Raw genomic sequence first — 15,247 nt, 5'->3', positions numbered from 1 at the left:
TGGGCGACGCTGAACACATGAACAAGCGAGTCGCGGTCATGGGCGCCAAGGGCCACACAGGTGGTTTTGTCGTAGCCGAACTACGGCGGCGGGGCGTGACGCCGATCCCTTGCGGTCGCGCCACCGATCTGGACGCGGCGCTCCTGGACGCCGACGCGGTGATCAACTGCGCCGGGCCGTTCGCGGCCACAGCCGCCCCGGTGATCGAATCCGCGATCCGCGCCGGGATCCCCTATCTCGACGTCACCGCCGAAATCGAGGTCGTGACGGACACCTTCGCCTCATATGCCGAGGCCGGCATCCCGATCGTGCCGGCGGTGGCGTTCTACGGCGGTCTGGGAGACCTGCTCGCCACCATGGCGACGGACGACTGGCCGGCCGCCGACCAGATCACCATCGCCTACGCCCTCAGCAGCTGGCGCCCCACTCCCGGCACCCGAGCGACGGGTCGTGTCTCCGCGCAACGCCGCGACGGTCGTCGGATCGTCTACAGCGGCCACCGGCTGCAGTTCCGCGACGGCGATGCCGCCCGCACCGAGTGGACCTTCCCGGCCCCCATCGGCACCCGGTCGGTTGTCGGCGAATTCACGATGGCCGATAGCGCCACCATTCCGACACATCTGGACGCACCCGAGATCTGCACGTTCATGACGAGCAACGCCGTCGACGACCTGCGCGCCGCTGACCCGTCAGGCCCGGTCGCGGCCGACGAGCACGGCCGCTCGGCACAGACGTTCCTGGTCGAGGTCGTCGCACAGTCGGATGGCATGGAACGTCGCGCGGTGGCGAGCGGCAGGGACATCTATGCGGTCACGGCGCCTCTGGTCGTCGAGGCAGCCTGCCGAATACTGGCTGGAACAGGCGACACCACCGGCGTCGCCTCGGTTGGCGCACGCTTCGACGCGAAGGACTTCCTGAGCTTGCTCAGCCCGGAACACCTGACCCTCGGGTAAGACCGGCCGGGCCTCGCCGTGCACCGGGAACCCACCACCCGCGCTGATGGATACGAACAGGTGGCGGAGCTTTGGCGCTGCGCCGGGCCCGCCATCCCCGCGAGGCCCGGGGGCACCTGCGCACCGCGGCTCAGCCGGCTCCTCAAACGCCGGTGCGCCGGGCCAGAGCCTGACCGGCTGGCATGTCGGCGACGAATGCTCGGAGAAAGCCGGTGATCTGATCGGTGTCGCGCCCTTCGACCGCGGCATCGATGGACCGGTAGAGGTCGTCTTCGATGGTGGCGATCTGCCCGGCGAGGTGCCGCCCCTCCTCTGTGAGGGTCAATTCGACGTGGCGACGGTCATGTGCCGATATCTGGCGGTTGACCAGGCCCGCGGACGTGAGCCGGTCGACCAGCCGGCTGGGACTGTTCCCGGTCTCGCAGACCAGCAGGTCGCCGAGGCTGTTGAGGGCGAGCGGCTGGTGGTCCTGAAGGACACGGATCACTTCGGCTTGGGAAGGGGTGATGCCCAACGGCCGCAGGGCTTGGAGGAGCAGTCGATTCCCCTCTCGTTGGGCGGCCAGGATGAGGTACCGGAGTTCTTCGGCGGGTCTCATGCGCCGGCTCCCCGCCCTTCGGCCGGAGAGCAGGCGGCGAGAGCAAGCCGCGATGCGCGGCTGATCACGATCTCCGCACGGGCCGGCTCAGGGAGCCCTGCGACGCGGTTGTGACACAGGTGGGAGAGCATGAACAGCACCTTCTCGTTCGAACGTGTCGCGCCGCGATGTGGGCCGCATCAGTAAATCAATGACGCGACATGTATGTCGTTGACCAATATACGTCGGATGGTGCGGACGTCCGAGCTCAGGCCGGGCCCTCGACGGCAGCGGAGCGTGCCCCGCGTGTCCGGGTTCTGAGGCGGCGGAGCATGCGGGCGTCCTGAAAGCCGACCGCGCGGGCAGCGGACTCCAGCGTCGCGCCCTGGCCGATCAGGTGCTCCGCGCGTTCCACCCGGAGAGTCTGCTGGTAGCGCAGCGGGGTCGTGCCGGTAGCCTCGCCGAAGATCCTTGTCAGAGTGCGAGGGCTGACCCCGGACGCGGCGGCGAGGCCGTCCAGCGGCAGCGGCTCAGTGAAGCGGGAGTCGATCAGGTCCTGCACCCGATGGACCACGTCGCTGAGGTGTGAGCGGTAGCGCAGGGCGCCCGCCTGCCGTTCGTCACCGTTGCGCCGGGTGTAGACCACCATCTCGCGGGCGACCCGTGCGGCGATCCCCGGCCCGTGCCGTACGGCGATGAGGTGCAGCGCGAGGTCGATGCCGCTGGCGATGCCGGCCGAGGTCACTACCCGGTCGTCGACGACGAACAGCACGTTGCGCACCACGGTCGCCCGGGGATAGCGGCGGGCCAGTTCGTCCTGCAGGCCGTGGTGAGTGGTGCACCGTCTGCCGTCGAGCAGCCCGGCCCGGCCGAGCGCGTCCGCCCCCGCGCAGACGCTGGCCACCGTGCCGCCGGCCGCGTGATGCTGGACGAGCCGGCGAGAGCTTTCCGGATCGAGGCCGGGGCTGCCGCGGAATGTCGGCCCCCGCCAGCCCGGCACCACGACCAGATCACCCGGGTCCAGCTCGGGCCAGGTGACCTCTGCCCGGATCGGCAGGCCCTGGGCTGTGGGGATGTCCTCCCGCTCACCCACGTAGCGCAGCTCGTAGGCATAACCGAAATCGGCGGCCGTCGAGAACACCTGAGCCGGGCCGGCGAGGTCCAGCAGGTGCAGCCGGGGGAGGAGCAGGAAGACGACTCGTGGCACGATCTGGTCAGCCTACCAACGCGGTCGTGCCGGTGATGGCGGCGAAGCGGCCGGCCAGGACGTACTCCGTCCTGGCGATGATCTCCGCCACCTGCAGGGTCCGGGGGTCGGCGAGGATCTCCTCGAGCTCGCGGTCCTGCGGCGCGTCGCGGTGGGGGATCGGGAAGGTCGCGGTGGCGTCGGTGACGAACGTGACATCGAACCCCAGGTCCGCGGCCAGGCGCGTCGTCGTCTCGCAGCACTGCTCGGTCTGGATGCCGCAGACGACCAGCTCGCGGATGCCTTCCATGGTGAGGATCTGCTGCAGGTTAGTGGTGGTGAACGCATTGCGCGAGGTCTTGGTGAGCACCGGCTCACCATCCTCCGGCTTCAGCCCGTCCATCATCCGGACGTGGCCCGAGTCCGGATCGAAGACCGTGCCGGTGCCCGGCTCGGCGTGCAGGATCCAGACGACGAGGTCACCTCGGTCCCGGGCCCAAGTCACCAGACGGTTGACCTGGCCCACGATTCCGGGGTTGGACACGGCCCGCCAGTTGGGGCGCTGCCGGAAGGATTCCTGGACGTCGACGACGATGAGTGCGCGTTTCATGCCCCCAAGCCTGTCGCCGGACAGTGGACCGCATAAGACACCATCGGGGCTCTACGCGGAACGATCCGGTCAGCGGAGCGATTCCCGCCTCTGCGGCATCGCTGTATTTCCCAGCCTTGCTTCACAGGCGGTCCGTGGTCTGCGCGGCCCGAGCCGGATTTTGCTTGATGATGTTAGAAAGACAGGGCGCACGACGAGTTATGACCCAGATGGCCCCTCAACTGGCTTCTTCGAGTTCGGGGTGGGGACCGGTGTCGGACATCAGACGCAGGAACGATCGGATGCGGGTGTTGGCGGGGTCGCTGAAGAACACGCTCGGGCTCTGCTCTTCGAGGATGTAGCCCTTGTCCATGAAGACCACCCTGTTGGCTACTTCGCGCGCGAAGGCGATCTCGTGAGTGACGATCACCATTGTCATCCCGTGGGCCGCGAGGTTCTTGATGGCTTGCAGGACCTCTGCGCGTAGTTCGGGATCGAGGGCGGAGGTGGGCTCGTCGAAGAGAATCACCTCGGGTTCCATGGCAAGCGCCCTGGCTATCGCGACCCTTTGCTTCTGGCCACCCGACAACCGTGCAGGGTGTTCGTCGCGCTTGTCGCTGAGCCCGACTCGGGCCAGAAGGCGTTCGCCGACCTCTATGGCATAGGACCGCGGTAGGCGCCGTACGTGGATCGGGCCCTCGATGACGTTCTGGAGGGCCGTCATGTGCGGGAACAGATTGAACTGCTGGAAGACCATCGCGGTGCGGACCCGGATGTCCCGGATCAGTCGCCTCCGGCCGCGGCCTTGACGCGGTCCCGAGCAGTCCACGGTCCGCCCACGGACGGTGATGCTTCCCGCGTCCGGCTCCTCGAGGAGGTTCAGACAGCGCAACAGCGTGGTCTTGCCGGATCCGGACGGACCCATGATCACGACTACTTCGCCGCTGCGGACGGTCAGGTCCACGCTTTTCAGCACTTCGAGGTCGCCGAAGCGCTTGTGGAGTCCCTGTGCGTGGATCGCCACGTTGTCTGTCATGCGTATGCCCTTCCCATCCTTCGTTCGAGGAGTTCCTGCCCGACGGACAGGACTGAATTGATGAGCCAGTAGACGGCGCCGGCTACGACGAACGCCTCTACATACCGGAAGGTCGAACTGCCGACGCTTTCGGCGACACGAGTGAGTTCGACGACGGTGACCACGGAGGCGAGAGAGGTGTCCTTCATCAGAGCGATGAACCGGTTGCCGATTGCGGGGGTGGCGATGCGCAGTGCCTGCGGGAAGATGACCCGCCGGAGCGTCCCGCTGTAGGTCATGCCCATCGAGCCGGCCGCCTCCCACTGACCTTTCTCGACGGCGAGGATGCCTCCGCGGAAGTTCTCACTGAGGTATGCCGCCGAGTAGAGCGTGAAGGTGAGGATGGCCGACGGAACAGGCGAAATCTGGATGCCAAGTTGGGGGAGCCCGAAGTACACCAGCATGATCTGGATGAGGAGCGGCGTCCCGCGAAATACCGAGACGTAGATGATCGACAGCACCTTGAGCAGGGCGAACCGGGAGATCCTCGCCAATGCGATGAGCCCGCCGAGCCCGAAGCCGAGGACGAATGAGGTCGCACCGAGGAAGATCGTAATGGCCATGCCCTTCAGCAGGATGGGCACGGATTGTTCGAGCAGATCCATGAGGTTCAGTCCTTTGCTGGGTGGGTTCAGGAATATTGGCTCGCCTGGACCTCTCGTAGCTCGGCGGCCATGTCGATGCCGTTCAGCCACCGGCGGGAGAACGTCGACAACGTGCCGTCGGCGATCATCGCGTTTATCGCCTGGTCCACGGCCTGCTTGAATGGCAGCGACCCTTTTCTGAAGGACATGCCGAGGACTTCTCTCTGCAGGGTCGGGCCGACGGGTTTCACCGGAAGGCCCTTGTTCTGGGCCAGATAGACACCCTGGAACCGAGAGATCAAGGCGGCGTCGGCGCGGCCTTGAGCCAGATCCGTCAGGCCGAGCGTCGCGTTCTTGTATGTCCGGACATCCGCCTCTGGGATGCCAGTGCGCGCGAAATCGGCCTGCGTGGTGCCTTCCGAGACTGCGATCTTCTTGCCGGCCAGGTCCTTGACGCCGGCGATGGCATCGTTGTCTTGCCGGATGAAGATGGAGACCTCGTTGACGGCATAGGGGCGGGAGAAGTCGACCTGCGTTCGCCGCCGAGCCGTGATCGTCTGTCCGGAGATCACGATGTCGAATCTGTCGGCCCGTATGCCACCGACGAAGCTCGCGAAGTCGGATCCCACGAAGTCCACTCGGCCGATCCTCAGGCGCCTGGCCAGTTCATTGGCGACGTCCGCGTCATAGCCGACCGGATGGTCACCGCCGTCGAGGAAGTTCCATGGAGGGTTGGCTTCGGTGAGGGCCACGCGAAGAGTCCCCGAAGCACGGGCGCGCGCCAGGACGTCATCGTCCCCGCTGGAACACCCAAGGCTCATCAGCGGGAGCAGGACGGACATGAGCAGGGCACGTACCGCTGTGACTCGGACGCGGTGAACGCCGCGTTCCACCGCCGAGAAAGTCCGGTTCGCGACTCCGACGAACCTACGGACTCCCACAGCCGGATGTCCGTCCATTAGGGCCCCCTCACCACTGCTGTGCATCGAATTCGAGGCTGATACGGCCAGGCTGACCGAGACTCAGTCGTGCGGTGACAAGAAATGCGGTCCGTGAGGATCGGCGCAGTGGGCGATGTCGACGCAGCCGACGTCGCCTGTCGCGATTCGGGAAGCCTGGTCCACCTGCAGGGTGGTGTGCATGATGCCGTAGGAGTCGGCAAGAAGCTTTTGCAGTGAACGTCGTACGGAACTCACGTCTCCCCGGGGATGGACGAACACGTGCGCGGACAGGGTGGAGTAGCCGGATGTGAGCTCCCATATGTGGAGATCGTGAACCTCGGACACGTCCGGTTGCGTTGCCAGCCTTGCTCCGATCTCCGCGGGAACGAGGCCTGACGGTGCCGCTTGAAGGAAGATCCGGGCGGTGTCCCGCATGAGTCCGTAACCCGCCTTGAGCATGAGCGTCGCGACGATGAGGGTTGCGATCGCATCCGCGCGGACGAAGCCGGTCAGCACGACGATCAGCCCGGAGATCGCCGTCGCGATGAAGGCGTACAGGTCGTTGAGGATGTGCTGAAACGCACCTTCGACGTTGAGGCTGCTGCGATCCGCCTTGCTCAGCAACCACGTCGCCCCGACGTTGACCACGATGCCCACCAGTGCGGTGACGAGCACCAATCCGCCTTCGACTTCGGCCGGCGAAACCAGGCGCCGAATCGCCTCGATGAGGAAGAAGACCCCGAGAGCTACGAGAGTCGCCCCGTTCAGCTGGGCCGAAAGGATCTCTGCCCTTTTGAAGCCGAAGGTGAAGATACCGCGCGCCGGGCGAACGGCCAGGCTCATTGCCGCCAATGCGAACACGATCGAGGCCGAGTCGGTCAACATGTGGCCCGCATCGGAGATGAGCGCGAGTGACCGTGCGACGAACCCGACGACCAACTCCCCGGCCATGAATGCGACGAGAAGGGCCAGTGCAGCGCACAGGTAGCGCCGGTCCGCGTCGGCGGAGATCGCATGTCCGTGCCCATGACCGTGACCGTGCCCATGACCGTGATTTTGGGGATGGTGTCGTTCGTTCGCATGGTCGTATGGGAGGTCCGGTCCATGGCCGTCGCCGTGCTCCTCGCCTTCGTGCCCATGCCCATGGCCGTGTCCCTGCGGAGCGGCGTGCAGCTCGGATCCATGAGGTTGCGAGATCGTCATGGTGAGTACTCCTCTTACGACCGCGGGCTAGTGAGCAGCGGTGGAGTGCGCGACTGGAACGTGCGTGATGTGGGACAGCCCGAGATCCAAAAGCATCCGGACGTGTGAGTCGTCGAGTCGGTAGTAGGCCAGGCGTCCCGATCGGCGTACTCGGACGACGTGGTGAGCACGCAGCAAGCGCAGCGCGTGTGAGACAGCAGACTCTCGATGTCCTGACACTGCCGCGATGTCGCATACGCACATCTCGCCACCCCTGAGTAGCGCGATGATCAAGCGCATCCTCGGCGGGTCGGACAGCAGTCCGAAGATCTGCGCCAACTCCTCGATCGATTCTGAGGAGGGCATAGCTGCCAGGGCCAAGGCGACACGCTCAGGGTCGACCGGGCGCGTGGTCTCAGCCTCCTTCTGGACTACATCTGAACGGTTGCTCATATGTTGAATGCTAGAGATCCAATTTCCTTTTAGCCAGGCCGCGATTTGCTCTCATCGAAATTTTGCAAATGGATTTGGCTGGCTTTCGTGTCATTTGTCACAAGCTTCATGTTGAATAGACGCCCGGACCCTGGGGGAAGAATCGAAGGTTCGCGACGATTTGCAGGGGAAGTGCGGGCAATTCGGAGTTATTCATCCATTTAGGGGGCATTTCCTTGGGTCATGCCCCTGTATGTGCCACTGTCCGGGATCGCGGTGAAGAGTGCTGCCGGCATCGGTTCCCTCGGCTATGCGTGACCCGCGAAAACTCTTCACGTTCGCAAGAAATGAAATGACCATTCAGGTCGGTTTGCCCAGGCGAGGTCGGAGTTCGTCGTTTCCGACGCGTCGGTGAGCATGTGGCCCGCGTCCGAGATCAATGCGGGCGATTGGGCAGCGAAGCTGATGACCACCTCGATGACCATGAAAGCGACGATCAGCGCCAGGGCACCAGACAGATAGCGCGGTCGGCCTCGGCACCCATTCCGTGCGCATGCGAGCTTTCGAGTCCGGGCTCAACTCGTTCTTCGTTGCCGGTGTCGTTGATCGCCCGGCGGTTAATCACCGCCGCCGCTTCCCGTGTCGTGCCCGATATGGGTGATGGCCAGGTCGAACAACATCCGCACGTGCGAGTCGGCCAGCCGGTAGTAGGCCATTCGCCCGGATCGGCGGACCTTGACCACCCGGTCGGCACGGAGCAGTCGCAAGGCATGGGATGCGGCCGACATGCTCTGCCCCGTGGCCGCGGACAGGTCGCACACACACATCTCGCCGCCCTCGAGCAGTGCGGAGATGAGACGAAGCCGTCCGGGGTCGGCGAGCAACCCGAAGACGTGCGCCAAGGTTTGCACGGACTCCTCCGACGGGAGTGCCCGCTGGACGGCGGCCACCCGCTCGGCGTCCACGACAGGCGACGAGCAGGTGTCCGCGACGATCGGCACAACGTTTGAACGACTATTCACATGTACAAGCCTAGGCGGCAGTCATTCATTGTCAAGACCGAACGTGACCGACCGGGTGCGCATGGTTATCGATGTCGACTTCGGCGTTAGGTAAAAGAAACGATTGAACAATTGCTCAATCGTTGCCTTCAGCGTAATCATTTAACTACGGATAGTAAGCATCGCAGGTCGGATCACCTGGATCCGGCCAAGACTGGCGACCCCAGGCAAAGCGATGCGGACTCGAAGGGAGCCAACGTGAAGATCACCAAGCGCGTCATCCCTGCCCTGACCGTCTGCGCCGCCGCAGGTTCGCTCGCGGTACCGGCTGATCCGGCCCATGCGGGCGCCGTGCCGGCCCGTCAGATGCCGACCTGCACGTACCAACTCACCAACCTCCGGGCAGGCGGTTACGTCAACGTTCGGACGGCTCCGGCACTGAACGCCCGGCCGGTCGCGATGCTGAAAACATCCGACGGACGATTCACCGGCACATGCACATCCAGCCGTGGTTGGGTCGCCGTCAGATCACCCACCGGCAGTTCCGGCTGGATTTCCGGCCATTACCTGCAGAAAGTTTCTTCGCCGCCCCGCACCGCCGTCCCGCGACGCCCCTCCTTGGCCTGCACGTACCAACTCGCCAACGTTCGCCGAAGCAGCTACCTCAACGTACGTACGGCTCCATGGGTCGGTGCTCGTCGAGTGGGGTCGCTGCGGGTCTCTGACGGGCGACTCGCAGGCGGGTGTGCACCCACTCATGGGTGGGTCGCCGTCAAGTCGTCCAACGGTCGCTCCGGTTGGGCATTCGGGCACTATCTGCGCAAGACCACGAGAAGCCCACTCGCTTCAGCCACTCCGGCTGCCTCCCGACCATGGGGATGCATGTATCAGCTCACCCGGGTTCGGCCGACCGGCACCGTCACGGTCTACAGCAGTCGCAGCTCCTCATCTCAGCCAGTCGGGACGCTGAGCCTGACGAATGGGCGATTCGGCGGGGGATGCACCGCCACACAGAGCTGGATCCCCGTCACATCCTCGAACGGCCGGCCCGGTTGGGCACCTGCGTACTACCTCCAGAAGGTCGGCGGCTAGCAGCGACTCCCTTTCGCGTTCACCCCTCGGCTCTGCGCACCGACCTTCTTCCGCGTCATCCGCGGGTCCGACATCGCTCTCACGGCGATACAAGTGGCGCCGCTCCCACAGCCCCACTGATTCTCCGCCATCACACCATCAACACGGCCCATAGAGCCGCGACGGCTGATCCACCTCAAATCGCGCGACACCACATATCGCCTGGCAATCAAACATGCCACGCAACAGGGTCCATAGCGAAGTGGAGCTTTCGATGAACTCAGAAGAGCCCGTCCTGCACGCACATTCGTCGTGTACGGACACGTCCTGCACCAGCAGCGCTCCAACGGACAGCCAGGAAGACCACGACCACGACCACGACCACTACGACGAGCACGGGCACTGTCACACGGCCCCGACCGAGGGCTAACCCGTACAGCCCTGGGCCGCCAGGTGGCAACTCGCACTAGTTCTGCCTGAAACCACGACCCGCCTTCACTACGAGGCCCGCTTCCGAGTTCGCGCATCTCGGAAGCGGGGCCCCGACGATCCGCTCGATAGAAGCGCCACGCTCTAACCCGTCGAAAGGCTTGGTGAACTCGTCATGAGCGACGGCCATGGACATGGACACGGTCACACCACAGAAACGCCGGCGAGCATCTCGACCTCACGGGTCCTCGACCCGAAAGGACCAGAGGGGCTGCTAGATCCGGTGGCCGTACGGAATCAGGTCTTCACCGTGGTACGGCTGCGCGAAGGCTACGACCTGTCGGAAGTCGACACCTTCCTGGGCCTCGTGGAGACCACCCTGACCACGATCTTGCGAGAGAACGATGAACTCCGCGCCCGTTCTCGCCAAATCGCTCACGAAGTACAGCAGGCACGATCGCCGCTGGGGGACAACGCCACGCGCATCCTCGAAATCGCACACGAAGCCGCCGAACGAACCGTCGCCAAGGCGCAGCAGGAGGCCGAGGCCATCCTGACCCAGGCCCGCGACCGAGCCGAGCAGATCGAAAACGACGCGCTCGGCAAAACAGCAGCCGTTCGCCGAGCCGCCGCCCACGGCACCCATCACCGGGAAGCGCTTGGACGTCGCATTCAGACACTGCACGCCTTCATCGCCGACTTCGACACGCATATGAAGCAGACACTGGACGGCCAGATCGGCCGCATGCGCACATTGCTCGACCAGCTCCATGGCCATGACTCGCCACAACCGGTGTTCGGCAGCCACACGGCAGGCGCCGCCGACCACCGTCCGGTGAACAGCCACGCACCAGGGGACTTTGCTCCATAACCGTGGCCTATGACTGCCGGTCTACGGACGAGATGTCTATCCCCGCCGTCAATCCATAGCGGACAGATCACGCGAGGTGCTTTCAATGCCCCTATCCGCCTGGGCACAGGCCGTGGAGCCAGTGCTCGAAGGACAGCCCGCACGTCAAGAAGCCTGGGCAGCGGTCCTGCTCGTCTGCGCCTCTACGCTCGCCGGCGCATGGCTTGCACGACGCAACAGCCAACGGATGACCCTGTGGCTGGCGATCGCCTCGGCGATGATGATCGTCACGGCCCTCGTCGACCTACTCCCCGACGCCTACGCCGAAGCTGGAGAGACCGGTGTCCCTCTCTGGGAGCCGGCGCTCGCCGCCGCGTTCGGCTTCCTCGTCATCACCTACTTCACCCGCAAGGGCTGTGCCTGTCCCGAGGACGAGCCACTTCGCAACGGCATGCACGCACCAGGTATTCACCGGCGGGTCAAGCAGGGTATTGACGCAGCCGTGTTCGGCGGGATGGGGACCGCGGCCGCCCTGACCATGCATCGCGCCATCGAAGGCGCCACCCTCGCGCTGACCGCCTCCGTCGTGGTCGTCATCGCATTGACCGTCCACTCCGCCAGCGAAGGACTCGCCCTGGCCGCTCTCTTGGACATCGCACGGCAGCGCCTCGCGCCCTGGCTCGTCGTCTCCTGCGTCAGCCCTGCGGTCGGTGTCGCCACCGCCACCATCGCACCGCTCCCTCCCCAACTGGTCCCCATCCTGCTGAGCATGGTCATGGGTGTCCTCCTGCGCACCGCGATCGTCGGCATGAAACTCGCCGCCGGCAAACAACGCAACGGACGCCTGTCCACCCGCCAGATCGCCATCGCCGCCGTTGCGGCCACGACCGCCGGCGTGCTACTCGCCGGCGCCCACACCTTGCACGAAGAAGAACCGGCGGAGGCCACATCGACGACAGGCGGTCAAACGACAAAGCTTGTGATCAGCCCCAGTCCTCGCCCGACACACCCGCTCACGAGGCCCAAAGCGACGCCGTCCCACTCGCCCGCAAAGCGGCCGGGATGACACACACGCAACTCCATGCCGAGGGCCAGAAGCCCCATCGCAGGGCCTTGGCGTGCTGTCAAACCCAGTAGTTCGGTACGGGCGGGCGCGACGAATCGCACTGCGACGCGACACCGACCGCTGCATGCTGCATCAGAGTCGGCTGCCGCCAGGCTCCCACGTTTCATAGGAGAGCTGCGCATGCGGTTTCGTCGCGACGCGACCATGGAGCTCGCGTTCCCAGGCGAGGCGCGTGAGATCCATCGCGTGACATGGGCCGGAATGGCGCACAGAACCGTCTACGTTGCGTTATTACGCGCAGTTAGATGTGCATGTACTCACAGTGACATACCTTCGAGGGTGTGATCGCAGACGTCGCCGCGAGAAGCTCACGAACACCGAGGCGCGCCCCAGCGTGCCTTGCAACGCTCAGCGTCACCATGGTGCTGCACTTCGTCCTTTGCCTGTGCGGCTACCACGTCAGCGGCACACCCATATCCAGCGGCATCTCCGCAGCCGCCATCCCGGATGACCATCATCCCGGTCATCCGCATCCGGACGACCACCTGGACTGCTCAAGTACCGCAGCTCTTCCCGCAGACGCGGCGCACCGGCCGGCCGAGCTCGTACTGCTCTGCCTGTCCGCAGGGTGGCTTCTTCTGCCTGCGGGCGCCGTCCGGGCTGGAGCCCGCTTCCGGTGCGCGGCTCCGCTGCGACCTCCCAGCCACCTGGCAGGCGTTCGCCTGCTGACCACCCTGTGCACGTCACGGACGTGATCGCAACGGCGTGAGCCATCGCCGTAGCTTCCACATGGGCACGCTCAGCCTGATCAATCCTGTCGTGCTCGGCCTTCGGTATGGCCACGCCCCATGCGATCTGTCCTGATACGTCGCTCAAGGGGAAGACGATGACAACGCTCGGCCTACGTGTTGCGCCTCAGGCCCTCAAAACTCCGACGCCCGGCCATTGGGTGGCCGGCTCAACCTGCCCATCGCCGGCCATGCTGGTCGGAAACACTCCAGTGCTGTGGATCCCAGAAATCTGGTCCGGCTCACGGAAGGGGTTCTGGGCCAAATTGGAGGGCTACAACCCCGGTGGAATCAAGGATCGGGCTGCCCTGCACATGGTGGGCCGCGCACGGGAACGCGGCGAGTTGGTGCCGGGGGCACCGATCATCGAATCCACCAGCGGCACCCTCGGCATGGGTCTCGCGCTCGCCGGAATGGTCTACGAGCACCCAGTCGAGCTGGTCACCGATCCGGGCATGGAGCCGATGATGCGCCGACTACTAGCCGCCTACGGAGCACGGGTTCATGTTGTGGACCAGCCTCATCCCACCGGCGGGTGGCAGGAGGCGCGCCGTCAGCGGGCGGAACAGCTTCTAAAACAGCACCCGCGCGGTTATCGCCCAGACCAGTACAACAATCCCGACAACGTAGCCGCGTACCAGAGTTTGGCGATGGAACTGGCCTGCCAACTCGGCCGCGTCGACATGCTCATCTGCAGTGTCGGCACCGGAGGCCACAGCGCGGGTATATCGCGCGTCCTGCGGCGTCTGTTCCCCGATCTGCGAGTGATAGGGGTCGATACCGTAGGCTCGACGATCTTCGGGCAACCCGCCCGGCCCAGGCTGATGCGAGGCCTCGGCAGCAGCATCCACCCACGCAACGTCGCCTACGACAGCATCGACGAGATTCACTGGGTCGCGCCGGCAGAGGCCGTCTGGGCCTGCCGCCAGCTGTCCAGTGCCCGATTCGCCACCGGAGGATGGAGCGTCGGCGCGGTCGCGCTCGTCGCCTCCTGGCAGGCCGTCACCCAGCCGAGCAGCGTCCGGATCGCCGCCGTCTTCCCCGACCGTCCGGAACGCTACTTCGACACCGTCTACAACGATGAGTACTGCGCAGAGCACGGACTGCTCGAGAAGATTCCCGATCCCTTCCCGGACGAGCTCAGTCACCTGGACGAACGCGAGGTCACGCGATGGACCCGCTGCACGGAGGTGGTGGATCCGCTCGCATGAAAACGACCGTCGCACAGGCACGATCGTTCAGCCGTCCCATCCGACTGCTGCTCCTTAATCAACTCTCCATCAACGTCGGCTTCTACATGCTCATGCCGTATCTGGCAGGCCACCTCGCGGGGCAGCTGGGCTTGGCCGCCTGGCTTGTCGGGCTGATCCTGGGCGTGCGCAACCTGGGCCAGCAGGGCATGTTCCTGATCGGCGGCAGCCTCGCCGACCGGCTGGGCTACAAGCCGATGATCCTTACTGGTCTCGTCCTGAGGACCGTCGGCTTCGCATTGCTGGGCCTGGTCGACACGGTGCCGGCTCTCCTTGCGGCGTCCGCCATCACCGGCCTGGCCGGCGCCTTCTTCAATCCCGCGGTCCGCGCCTATGTGGCGCAGGAAGCGGGTGAACGCAAGGTTGAGGCATTCGCGGTCTTCAACGTGTTCTACCAGCTAGGAATCCTCATCGGGCCGCTCGTCGGCCTGCTGCTCACCGGGTTCGCCTTCCGGGTCACCTGCCTCACGGCGGCGTTTCTGTTCGCGCTGCTCGCCATCGCGCAGGCGCGCGCATTGCCCTCGCGTCGAGGCAGTCGTACCGGCGCGGACGAGAGCATCTGGCACGACTGGCGGCAGGCGCTGTCCAACCGGCCGTTCCTGCTGTTCTCCCTCGCCATGATCGGCTCCTATGTGCTCAACTTCCAGGTCTACCTGGGGTTGCCGATCGAGGTCCGCCGGGTGAGTGGCAGCGAGCTCGGCGTAACTCTGCTGTTCGTCCTTTCTGGCGGACTCGCGATCGCCGGGCAGGTTCCCATCACCGCGTGGGCAAAGTCCCGGTGGACACCCGGCCAGGCGATGACGCGGGGCCTATGGCTGATGGGACTCGCATTTCTTCCTCTCGCTCTCACCGCCCCGCTGAAGCTCCCAGCGAGCCTCGCGCTCATTGCCGTGCTCCTTGCCACGGCTCTACTGACGATCTCTACGATGATCGTCTATCCGTTCGAGATGACGACCATCGCGATTCTCGGCGGAGACCGCATGATCGGCACCTACTACGGCCTCTACAACACCCTGTCCGGAGTCGGCATCGCGGCCGGAAACCTGCTGACAGGGGCGGCCATCGACGCCGGCCGGCAGATGGCGTTGCCGGGACTGCCATGGTGGGCACTTGCCGCAGTCGGTGCCGGATGCGCCGTAGCAATGCGCGCCCTCGACCGTACCGGGGGACTCACGCCCGCACGGCTGGAGGCGGTCGCCCCGCACTGACAATTCCCACAGAGCTAGCGGGAGATAACGGCAACCGCGCAGGTCCGCGGTCTTGTCCGCCGGCT

The 15,247-nt window shown here is 65.2% G+C and carries 18 protein-coding genes; 8 read left to right on the top strand and 10 right to left on the bottom strand.

The features are described 5' to 3' along the window. Positions 1–17 precede the first annotated feature (17 nt). Positions 18–953 carry a saccharopine dehydrogenase family protein gene (locus Pth03_RS24750; RefSeq protein WP_203946765.1) on the top strand — a complete coding sequence of 312 codons (936 nt, stop codon included), beginning with the start codon at positions 18–20 and terminating at the stop codon, positions 951–953. Between the two features lie 142 nt (positions 954–1,095). Here the strand turns inward: Pth03_RS24750 and Pth03_RS24745 are convergent, their stop codons facing one another. The 7 genes from Pth03_RS24745 to Pth03_RS24715 all read right to left on the bottom strand — a co-directional run bounded on the left by Pth03_RS24745 (position 1,096) and on the right by Pth03_RS24715 (position 6,916). Further along, the gene (locus Pth03_RS24745) at positions 1,096–1,551 is read right to left on the bottom strand and encodes a MarR family winged helix-turn-helix transcriptional regulator (protein WP_203946764.1); all 456 of its coding nucleotides are present in this window, start codon (positions 1,549–1,551) and stop codon (positions 1,096–1,098) included. Positions 1,552–1,798: 247 nt separating this feature from the next. Then, positions 1,799–2,737 (bottom strand): GlxA family transcriptional regulator, encoded by a 939-nt coding sequence (locus tag Pth03_RS24740; RefSeq protein ID WP_203946763.1) that lies wholly within the window; start codon positions 2,735–2,737, stop codon positions 1,799–1,801. Between the two features lie 7 nt (positions 2,738–2,744). Next, on the bottom strand, positions 2,745–3,326 hold the full coding sequence (locus tag Pth03_RS24735) for a cysteine hydrolase family protein (protein ID WP_203946762.1): 582 nt from the start codon (positions 3,324–3,326) through the stop codon (positions 2,745–2,747). A 217-nt stretch (positions 3,327–3,543) separates the two neighbouring features. Continuing rightward, positions 3,544–4,341 (bottom strand): amino acid ABC transporter ATP-binding protein, encoded by a 798-nt coding sequence (locus Pth03_RS24730; RefSeq protein ID WP_203946761.1) that lies wholly within the window; start codon positions 4,339–4,341, stop codon positions 3,544–3,546. Further along, positions 4,338–4,985 carry an amino acid ABC transporter permease gene (locus tag Pth03_RS24725; protein WP_203946760.1) on the bottom strand — a complete coding sequence of 216 codons (648 nt, stop codon included), beginning with the start codon at positions 4,983–4,985 and terminating at the stop codon, positions 4,338–4,340. Before Pth03_RS24725 ends, Pth03_RS24730 begins: the two co-directional genes overlap by 4 nt. A 26-nt stretch (positions 4,986–5,011) precedes the next feature. Further along, entirely contained in the window at positions 5,012–5,806 is a 795-nt protein-coding gene (locus tag Pth03_RS24720) for a transporter substrate-binding domain-containing protein (RefSeq protein ID WP_203946759.1), read from the bottom strand. Between the two features lie 180 nt (positions 5,807–5,986). After that, positions 5,987–6,916 (bottom strand): cation diffusion facilitator family transporter, encoded by a 930-nt coding sequence (locus tag Pth03_RS24715; protein WP_275413197.1) that lies wholly within the window; start codon positions 6,914–6,916, stop codon positions 5,987–5,989. A gap of 3 nt (positions 6,917–6,919) precedes the next feature. Between Pth03_RS24715 and Pth03_RS41695 the strand changes: the two genes are divergently transcribed. Continuing rightward, positions 6,920–7,216: a hypothetical protein gene (locus tag Pth03_RS41695; RefSeq protein ID WP_239119337.1), complete on the top strand. Its 297-nt coding sequence runs from the start codon at positions 6,920–6,922 to the stop codon at positions 7,214–7,216. On the opposite strand, the gene Pth03_RS41690 is transcribed toward Pth03_RS41695, so the two are convergent. From Pth03_RS41690 to Pth03_RS24700, 3 genes are all read right to left on the bottom strand, one after another. Further along, on the bottom strand, positions 7,136–7,387 hold the full coding sequence (locus tag Pth03_RS41690) for an ArsR/SmtB family transcription factor (protein ID WP_239119335.1): 252 nt from the start codon (positions 7,385–7,387) through the stop codon (positions 7,136–7,138). The two genes, Pth03_RS41695 and Pth03_RS41690, sit on opposite strands and share 81 nt — an antisense overlap. 464 nt (positions 7,388–7,851) lie before the next feature. Continuing rightward, positions 7,852–8,004 carry a hypothetical protein gene (locus tag Pth03_RS24705; RefSeq protein WP_203946756.1) on the bottom strand — a complete coding sequence of 51 codons (153 nt, stop codon included), beginning with the start codon at positions 8,002–8,004 and terminating at the stop codon, positions 7,852–7,854. A 132-nt stretch (positions 8,005–8,136) separates the two neighbouring features. Further along, on the bottom strand, positions 8,137–8,541 hold the full coding sequence (locus Pth03_RS24700; protein ID WP_239119331.1) for an ArsR/SmtB family transcription factor: 405 nt from the start codon (positions 8,539–8,541) through the stop codon (positions 8,137–8,139). 345 nt (positions 8,542–8,886) lie between these two features. Between Pth03_RS24700 and Pth03_RS42595 the strand changes: the two genes are divergently transcribed. The 6 genes from Pth03_RS42595 to Pth03_RS24670 all read left to right on the top strand — a co-directional run bounded on the left by Pth03_RS42595 (position 8,887) and on the right by Pth03_RS24670 (position 15,182). Continuing rightward, on the top strand, positions 8,887–9,612 hold the full coding sequence (locus Pth03_RS42595; RefSeq protein WP_373318592.1) for an SH3 domain-containing protein: 726 nt from the start codon (positions 8,887–8,889) through the stop codon (positions 9,610–9,612). Positions 9,613–9,865: 253 nt separating this feature from the next. Further along, positions 9,866–10,021 carry a hypothetical protein gene (locus tag Pth03_RS24690; protein ID WP_203946754.1) on the top strand — a complete coding sequence of 52 codons (156 nt, stop codon included), beginning with the start codon at positions 9,866–9,868 and terminating at the stop codon, positions 10,019–10,021. Positions 10,022–10,195: 174 nt separating this feature from the next. After that, on the top strand, positions 10,196–10,891 hold the full coding sequence (locus Pth03_RS24685) for a DivIVA domain-containing protein (RefSeq protein ID WP_203946753.1): 696 nt from the start codon (positions 10,196–10,198) through the stop codon (positions 10,889–10,891). Positions 10,892–11,012: 121 nt separating this feature from the next. Further along, on the top strand, positions 11,013–11,936 hold the full coding sequence (locus Pth03_RS24680; protein WP_203946752.1) for a ZIP family metal transporter: 924 nt from the start codon (positions 11,013–11,015) through the stop codon (positions 11,934–11,936). 886 nt (positions 11,937–12,822) lie between these two features. Beyond that, complete coding sequence (locus tag Pth03_RS24675) at positions 12,823–13,935, top strand: PLP-dependent cysteine synthase family protein (RefSeq protein ID WP_275413194.1); 1,113 nt, start codon at positions 12,823–12,825, stop codon at positions 13,933–13,935. Further along, complete coding sequence (locus Pth03_RS24670) at positions 13,932–15,182, top strand: MDR family MFS transporter (RefSeq protein ID WP_203946751.1); 1,251 nt, start codon at positions 13,932–13,934, stop codon at positions 15,180–15,182. Before Pth03_RS24675 ends, Pth03_RS24670 begins: the two co-directional genes overlap by 4 nt. Positions 15,183–15,247: the final 65 nt, after the last annotated feature.

Source organism: Planotetraspora thailandica (assembly GCF_016863335.1).
Classification (GTDB): domain Bacteria; phylum Actinomycetota; class Actinomycetes; order Streptosporangiales; family Streptosporangiaceae; genus Planotetraspora; species Planotetraspora thailandica.
The sequence above is the reverse complement of the archived record's forward strand: the minus strand, read 5'-3'. Positions and strand labels throughout refer to the sequence as shown.